General features: G+C 43.8%; 7 protein-coding genes. All 7 read right to left on the reverse strand.

What is annotated here, in order from left to right:
• The coding region (locus ACT3QP_RS13250) for an RCC1 domain-containing protein (RefSeq protein WP_444525832.1) at positions 1–615 on the reverse strand (615 nt) is incomplete at its 3' end.
• 234 nt (positions 616–849) lie between these two features.
• Entirely contained in the window at positions 850–1,386 is a 537-nt protein-coding gene (locus ACT3QP_RS13255) for a 2-amino-4-hydroxy-6-hydroxymethyldihydropteridine diphosphokinase (protein ID WP_226945116.1), read from the reverse strand.
• Positions 1,376–1,813, reverse strand: coding sequence for a dihydroneopterin aldolase (gene folB / locus ACT3QP_RS13260; protein WP_192992244.1), 438 nt, complete (start codon positions 1,811–1,813; stop codon positions 1,376–1,378). Before folB ends, ACT3QP_RS13255 begins: the two co-directional genes overlap by 11 nt.
• 52 nt (positions 1,814–1,865) lie before the next feature.
• A complete protein-coding gene (gene rarD, locus ACT3QP_RS13265; protein WP_192992245.1) occupies positions 1,866–2,828 on the reverse strand; it encodes an EamA family transporter RarD in 963 nt (320 codons plus the stop codon).
• A gap of 248 nt (positions 2,829–3,076) precedes the next feature.
• On the reverse strand, positions 3,077–5,443 hold the full coding sequence (locus ACT3QP_RS13270; protein WP_192992254.1) for a bifunctional prephenate dehydrogenase/3-phosphoshikimate 1-carboxyvinyltransferase: 2,367 nt from the start codon (positions 5,441–5,443) through the stop codon (positions 3,077–3,079).
• 206 nt (positions 5,444–5,649) lie between these two features.
• Complete coding sequence (hisC, locus tag ACT3QP_RS13275; protein ID WP_192992246.1) at positions 5,650–6,792, reverse strand: histidinol-phosphate transaminase; 1,143 nt, start codon at positions 6,790–6,792, stop codon at positions 5,650–5,652.
• A 100-nt stretch (positions 6,793–6,892) separates the two neighbouring features.
• Positions 6,893–8,086: a prephenate dehydratase gene (gene pheA, locus ACT3QP_RS13280; protein WP_192992247.1), complete on the reverse strand. Its 1,194-nt coding sequence runs from the start codon at positions 8,084–8,086 to the stop codon at positions 6,893–6,895.
• Positions 8,087–8,685 lie beyond the last annotated feature (599 nt).

Raw genomic sequence — 8,685 nt, forward strand, 5'->3', positions numbered from 1 at the left:
AGCTAATATTGATCCAATAGTTAAATCAATAGATACAATACTTTGAAACCCATTAATTCTAGTCGGTTTATCTAAGTGCTTAGCAGTTCTACCATTGATTAAACCAAAATTATTACTACCTAATGCATACACATCACCATTGGCTAGAACGAATAGCGAATTGTCAGATCCAGCTACGATATCTACTACATCTTTAATCTCCTTGATCTCTCTTAGCTCTTCAATAAAAGTATCTTTATCGTTAGGATCTATCTGATGTTCGTTATTGCTACCCCAGCCCCATACTGTGCCATCTTTACGGAGTAATAACATATGACTCCCATCACCTGACACAGCCACCGCATCATTGACACCCTCGACTTGCCTAGGCGTTGGATCTTGTCCTGTCTTGGTATCACGCAGTAGACCATCTGTACCCCATGTCCAAAGCGTCCCATCGTCTTTTATCCCTGCGCTCCATGAACTGGTCATGGCTAAGCGCTTGGGTTCGACGTTAATCTCAAGTGGGGTTTCTAACGGCTCATCTGGCATATTTGCCACAGGGTATTTGTCTTCGGTAAGGGCTTGAAGGTGTTCGGAAGGGGTTTTGTCGCAGGCAGATAAAGTAGACATCATGAGTATGATTGCTAGACTCGTGATTGGTTTAATCTTCAAAAAATTGATGAGTTTTTGCATGAATGGTAGTATTTCAGAGATAATTAGTAACTAATACTAACAATTGTTTACATACGTGTATAGTTTTTTAGTTTGCGATTACTACACAGATGAAATTGACATTGTTTTAAAAAACGAGGATTTTCAAGCAAGAAGAATCTGGCAGGCATTAGGCAAGAGAGATAAACCAGTAAGCTAAAGACGATTTGAAACTAACTCCTCAACTCCTGCGCGTTCATGCGCTTTAAATGGATAGCGATCTGCCATGATTAGCCATTCGGATTTTTGATTAGATGATGAATTTTTGCTTAGGCTATTTTTATCAGTAACTACTTCTATCAACAGAATATCGATATCCATGGTGACTTTCTTGACTGACGTTTTTGCTACTGGCAAACGCTCTCGATCGCACTCGCCTTCCATCTGCTTAAACCACGCTTGCAACTGCTGCAATGTCACAGGCTCTGCCAAACGTAAGTAGACACACTGATTGATATAGTCAGGTTTTGGTAGCTCGATAGTCGCCGTAAAGTCGGGATTTTGAAACGGGGTTGATAACTGTATCTCCCCTAGCGCTGCCAAACCCTCACGGACACACGGCAAATACTTATCGGCTTGGTAATTACTGCCCAATGCCAATATCACGGCCGTCACATACTGCGCTTGCAGCTGTTTAGGCGCGCCTTGTTTTAATGCTTTCAGATTTAAATCTATTGATGTTTTATGCATCATCGGCTTGGCTATTATCCGCGTCTTTGGCAGCTTCTTTATCTGTTGGCTCGTCTGTTGATACTGGCGCATAGCGTGTGATTTGCACCCCAACCGCATCCGCTTGTGCAATAGCCGTCGGCTTGGAAATGCTGAACGTGATTTTTTGACAGTTATATTTTTTGAGTAATTTATCTACGATAAGCCCTGCCAAATGCTCAAGCAATTTTGCTTGAATCTCTTTACACCACTCGCTGACATCGTCGCAGACCTCTTTATAGCTCAGCGCATCACCGACATCATCTGACACAACAGCAGCGCTAATATCAGTTTCCAGCGCAATGTCAATAAGGAGGGGCTGGGTAATTGCCCGCTCCCACTCGTAGACACCGATGACGGCCTCTACTTTTAAACCTTTTACAAATACCACATCAGATTCAGTATGAAACATGCTCTCATCCTTGCTTGCTAAATGTTTAATTAGAGTTTTAAACTCAGTTTTTTTAATTGGTTTTCTGCAGTGCTTCTTCACGCAAACGCGCTGCTTTTAAGACCTTGCTTGGGCGATGGCGCCATAGATCAATGCTGAATAATAGCAGACCTAGCCAAATCAGGCCAAAGACCGCTAAACGATGTAAATCAAATGGCTCTTTATAATAGAATACAGCCAAAAAGAAAATAAAGGTCGGGGTCAGATAATTCATAAAGCTTAAAATACTAAAAGCGACCATTTTAGTCGATTTATTAAATAGCAATAATGGTATCAGTGTAATAGGACCCGCAATCATTAACAGCCAAATATCTGATGTAAACCAAAAGCTCAACTGGCTACTGACCACATCAGACTGCCAAAACCACCAAATCACAATAGGTACCAGCATGGTGGTTTCGACAAACATCGCCTCAATCGGTTTTAGTGGTGTTTGGCGCTGAACCGTACCATAGGTACTGAAACTAAAGGCTAATACCAGTGATAACCATGGCAGACTACCTATCATGATTACTTGTATAACCACCGATAACAGCGCAAAACCAATCGCTACCCATTGTAAAGGGCGCAGGCGCTCTTTAAACAAAATCATCGAGAGGGCCACACCAACCAATGGACCGATAAAATAGCCTAAACTGGCCTCAAGGATACGATCTTGATTGACCGCCCACACATAGGTGAGCCAATTGGTCGCAATAATAATGCCCGATACAAACGTCAAAGCGACCCACTTTGGGTTTTGCTTTAACGTCTTTATCCACTGCCAGCGCTTGGTGGCAACCACTACGATTAGCAAGCATAAAAACGTCCAAATAATGCGATGTCCGATAATTTCTGTCGCGTTATAGGCCGCCAGTTTTTTGAAATATAGTGGAAAAGCACCCCAAATACAAAAAGCGATAAGCGCAGTAATGATGCCATTTTTGGTCGTTTTGATAGGAACGACTGGTTTTTTTGCGACATTTTGGATAGTCATAGTAAAATACAACGTGTTAGAGCAAAGCGCGACCTCACCTGTCTCTACAAACAGTAGAAGTATCAAAGCAAGAGCGCAGGGTTACTACAGATAAGATAAAAGTAAAAAAGCAATGCGTTGATACCATTTTGGGCATCAACACATTGCTAACGATAAAGACTGTTTTGAAAATAATCTTAGGCCAATCTTAACAAACAATCTCACTTATCATAAGTCTGATGACTCACAATATGAGCAATCATGTGGTCTTAGTGATCAGCACCTTCAACTTGAATAGACATACCGACTTGATTGGCCAATTCAGCAAATCCTGGGAAGCTAGTATTGACAGTCTCGACACCTTCGATAGTGATCTGCTCAGCCGCACGCAAACTAGCAACAGCGAAACTCATGGCAATGCGATGATCATGGTGCGAGGTGATGTGACCGCCACCGAATACAGGCTGACTGTTATTGACCTCGCCTCTTTCACCTGTTATAGCTTGACCTTCGATGCCCTTACCTTCAATAATCAGCCCATCATCGGTCACAGTACAGTCAATACCAAGCGTGTGCAAGCCTTCAGCCATGACCGCAATACGATCTGATTCTTTAACACGTAGCTCTTTTGCACCAGTTAACACCGTGCGGCCTGTTGCACAGCTGGCAGCAATGAACAGTACTGGGAACTCATCAATCGCTAGCGGTACGAGATGTTCTGGTATGTCAATACCGACCAAGTTTGAACCACGAATCGTAATATCTGCGACTGGCTCGCCGCCCACATGCGTCTCGTTACTTAATGTGATATCGGCTTGCATTAATTTTAAGATATCGATGATGCCCGTACGCGTAGGATTGATACCGACTTGCGTTAGCGTCAATTCGCTACCTTGACTGATAGCAGCAGCCACCATAAAAAATGCCGCTGAAGAGATATCAGCAGGGACAGCAATATCGCCACCCGTTAGCTGCCCGCCGCCTGTGACACTGATACGATTGCCATCTACCGCCACTGGATAACCAAAGGCTGACAGCATACGCTCGGTATGGTCGCGACTGACTTCCGGTTGGATAACGGTTGTTGTGCCCTCTGCCCACAGCCCTGCTAATAGCAAGCAAGACTTCACCTGTGCAGATGCCACTGGCATATCATATTCAGTACCTTGCAGCGGTTCACCGACAGTATCACGGCCAGTGATGCTAAGCGGCGCAGTGCCACTATGACCTGTGCTCTGAATCACAGCACCCATGGTACGCAGCGGTGCCGCCACTCGTTCCATCGGACGCTTGTTTAAACTGGTATCGCCAGTCAGTACACTATCAAACGATTGTGCCGCTAAGATACCCGATAGCAGACGCATACTGGTGCCTGAATTGCCCATATATAATGGCGTCTTACTTGGTTTTAGCCCATTCATACCGACACCATGAATGGTTAGCCTTCCTTTATCTGGCCCTTCAATGGTCACACCCATATCACGAAACGCTTGCAAGGTCGCAAGGGCGTCCTCCCCTTCTAAAAACCCAGTGACATGGGTCACGCCTGTCGCAAGGCTACCAAGCATAATACTGCGATGCGAGATGGATTTGTCACCAGGAATAGCAATGGTGCCTGAAACAGTGTTGCTAGGAGTAATGTTATAAGATGCTGACATGGCAGAAGTATCCGTATAAGGGGTGCTGGCTAACATATGGCCGAAATGTCGCCGTGCGGCTTGCGCGCGGCCCAAAAGTCCCATCAGGGCGGTTGAATCTTTATCAATGATTAGTTGGCGCATGGTCTGTAAATAGACGCCATACTCGTCAAGGGCACTAACAATCGCGCTTTCATTAGCAAAAAATATATCGTGCCACATTTTAGGGTCACTAGCAGCAATACGGCTAAAATCACGGAATCCGCCCGCTGCATAGCGAAACATGTCTAAATTATCATCATGACTGGCCAATTGCTCAACCAAATTAAAAGCGAGCAAATGCGGCAAGTGACTGGTATGCGCCAATATAGAATCATGGCGATCAGCGTCCATCGCCATCACGCTGGCACCAACCGCTTCCCATAATCGTCGTAGCTTATCTATCGCGACTAAACTGGTCGTTGGCAGCTCACAAATGATAACACTATGATTGGCAAATAAAGTAGCGCGGCGGGCATGATACCCTGAATTTTCCGCACCAGCAATCGGATGGGCTGGTACTAATCCAGTTGGCGATGAACCAAACACAGCGTTTGCCGCATCAATGATATTGACCTTGGTACTACAGACATCAGTAATGATGCAGTCAGTAGCAAGCTGTCCGTTGTCCATCGCCGCTTTGATATCGACAAACACGGATTGTATGGCTTGCACAGGTACAGCAATGACGATTAAATCACTACCATGAACCACGTCACTCAATACCGAACTGCCTGCATCTAGTAAGCCATGTTGAATGGCTTCCTCTATACTGGGCGCATCTCTATCGACGGCAACCAAGCGCTGACTCAAACCATTATCTTTAATAGCTTGAGCCAAACTGGCACCGATCAGTCCAAGTCCAATAACACAGACTTGTTTGAATAACGGTGATTGAGATGTTTTAAGCGATTTTTTCTTAGGTTGTTGACTTTCTTTTTGGCTAACTTTTTGACTAATCACGGCTTTTCTCATTGAATAAATCAACGTGAGCTTCGATAAAAACTCAGGTTATCGTTATAAAACTTAATAGTGTATCGGCTGCTCCAAAGACTTAGCACCCAAAGGCTTAGTAGTAGAAGCTTAGAGCTTAGCACTTAGAACCAAGTACTTAGAATTCAGCACTTAAAACTAAACATCTAGCACAAGCAACCGAGCCACAGCCTTTAATCCTCTGTTAAGATAGAACGCAACGTATCGATCAAGCGTAGGTTGTCTTCTGCTAAACCCACGGTAATACGTAACCAGTTAGGTAAGCCATAAGCAGCTAACGAACGCAGAATAACTCCTTGCTCTAGCAACGCTTCATGAATAGAAGTCGCGGTTATGTCTTCCATCTCAACTTTTATTTCTACCATAATAAAATTGGCATGTGATTTGATAAACCCTAAGCCTAGCGCATCCAACTGCTTCTCCATCCAGCGCATTTGCTCATCATTCATCAAACGAGTTTTTTCGATAAAGTCTTGATCCGAAAGTGCAGCAGCGGCAGCCGCCAAGCCAATACGGCTCACATTAAATGGCTGACGAATACGGTTCAACAATTCAGCAACGGCAACTGAGCTGAGCGCATAACCAACACGCAGACCAGCCAGCCCATAAGCTTTGGAGAATGTACGTACGATGACAACATTATCAAACTCATCAATCAGCACCCGATTATTACTTTCAGGGCTGTACTCGATATAAGCCTCATCTAAAACCACCAAAACCGAACTGGGCACACTCGCCACAAACGCCCGCAACTCTTCATGAGAAAGCAAAGTACCCGTTGGATTGTTAGGATTAGAGATAAATACAATTTTGGTATTAGGGTTATCTTGAACCGCCTGACTCATAGCCTTTAGGTCATGAGCAAAGCGCTGGGCAGGCACTTCAACGTCCATCGCGCCTTGCATTTTCGCTAACATCGAATACACCACAAAGGCATACTCACTATAAACGATGGCATCACCAGCACCAACAAAACTACGCGCTAAGATATCCAGCAAATCATCCGAGCCATTACCCAAGGTAATCTGCTCGACATTGACGTCATTAAAATCAGCCAATGCTTGCTTGAGATAATAACCATTGCCGTCAGGATAACGTGCCAGCTGTCCTAATTGCTCAGTGATTGCGAGCGTGACTTTCGGTGAACAGCCAACGGGATTTTCATTACTGGCAAGCTTCACCACATCTGAGACACCATATTCACGCGTCAACTCCTCTACCGGCTTACCTGTTTGATAGGGCGCCAATTCTAAAATACTGGCATAAGCAGGTACTAATGGTGATAAATTTGACTCTGTCGATTGAGGTGACTGCATGATTTATCCTTAGATGACTGGTTCATCTGTCATGAGTTACATGCTACTTGCAAAAAATAGCATGTAACCGAAATGCTGGTAAAATTTATAGCGGCTTGCTTTACAGAACAGCTTTTGGATATGAGCCCAATACGCGTAAATCCTTCACTAACGGACGAATGTCATTGATGGCTGCACTGACATTTGGATCATCGATATGACCATCCATATCAATAAAAAAAACGTATGCCCATTTATTAGGACGCTCAGGACGTGTTTCGATACTGGTCATAGACACACCATGATAAGACAACGGCTTTAATATCTCGATCAATGCGCCTGCTTTGTCATGAGCAGATACAACGATAGATGTTTTGTCTTGACCCGATGGCGCAACGGCTTCATGACCAATAATAAGGAAGCGCGTGGTATTGCTTGGGTTGTCTTCGATATTTGCATAAAGCTTATGCAAGTCATACTCTGCTGCTGCCACATCACCTGCTATCGCTGCTGAGTGCCACTCGTTTTTTAGACGACGGGCAGCTTCACCATTACTCGATACCGCAACACGCTCAACATTTGGAAAATTCACATCGAGCCAATGACGACACTGTGCCAATGATTGCTGATGAGAGTAAATGCGGCTCAAACCATCTATCTTAGTATGCTCAGCGACCAAGAAGTTCTGATGAATGGGCAACTCAACTTCACCAATGATTTTTAACGTCGAAGATAAGAACCCATCCAACGTATGGTTCACAACGCCTTCTGAAGAGTTTTCAACAGGAACCACGCCATACATTGCTGTGCCCGCTTCTACTTCACGGAACACATCAGTAATGGTCGTCATTGGCACGGTATCAGCAGCTTTACCAAAATGCTTGAGTGCAGCAGCATGCGTAAAAGTACCGATTGGCCCCAAAAAAGCAATGCGTTGCGGCGCTTCTAAATCCAAGCACACTGACATAATCTCACGGAATAAGCGTGCCATTTTTTCATCAGCGATTGGACCAGCATTGCGTTGCATAACCGCTTTTAGTACCTGTGCTTCGCGCTCAGGACGATAAAAAATAGGATTACTATTGTCAGCAGAGGCATCATTAGCAATATTGTTTTTCTTTACTATAGCCACTTGCTGAGCCAGCTTGGCACGGTCATTAATCAGCGTCTGAATTTCACAGTCTACTGCATCGATATTTTGGCGAATACTGTCCAAAAACTCTTTTTCAGTTGCTTTTTCAGTCGAATTATCGCTAGTGCCTGCGACGGTCTGATTTAGGTTATCTATATTGTTCTTTGGTGACTGCTCACTCATTACCGCCCATCCTTTTCCTAATATTATTACTGTGTTTTATAACTGTGTTTTATGACTGTAAGGTACTACTTTATTGGTTTTAAATGCTCAGCATCTCTTCTAATATTAACGAACACTTAAATGACTGCTATGCACACCAAATATTTTAGCCATAATATCGCATTTCGCTAACCCTATCGAGCACAGTTGTTATGACTCAATCATACGGCAACTGACAAATACAATACGCTGATTACTGACTCGCTCTACTATAACAAAAACTATGCTCAGTGCCCACGTGTAAATACTCGTAAAACAGCTAATCGTCACTAGGGCATGTCTTCATTTCAAAAATGGTGATAAAAATGAGATAAATTGCCGTCAAACAAGGAAAATAGCGCCAATAATATCGGGGTACTAACCAGATATTTGGCAAGATTCAGCTATTTTTAGCCCATTGAAATGACTATCGAGTGAGTTGAAGACACGCCCTAAGTAGTACAATATAACTTTTATACGGGTGAAAACTATCGTTAGTTGGGGGCATGTTCAACAATACAGCCCCAAAACTGTGATACAGTTCAGAACTAACGGTAAAGAACACCGCAATCATGTCATTA

Source organism: Psychrobacter sp. AOP7-B1-24, from assembly GCF_052376215.1.
Lineage (GTDB): Bacteria > Pseudomonadota > Gammaproteobacteria > Pseudomonadales > Moraxellaceae > Psychrobacter.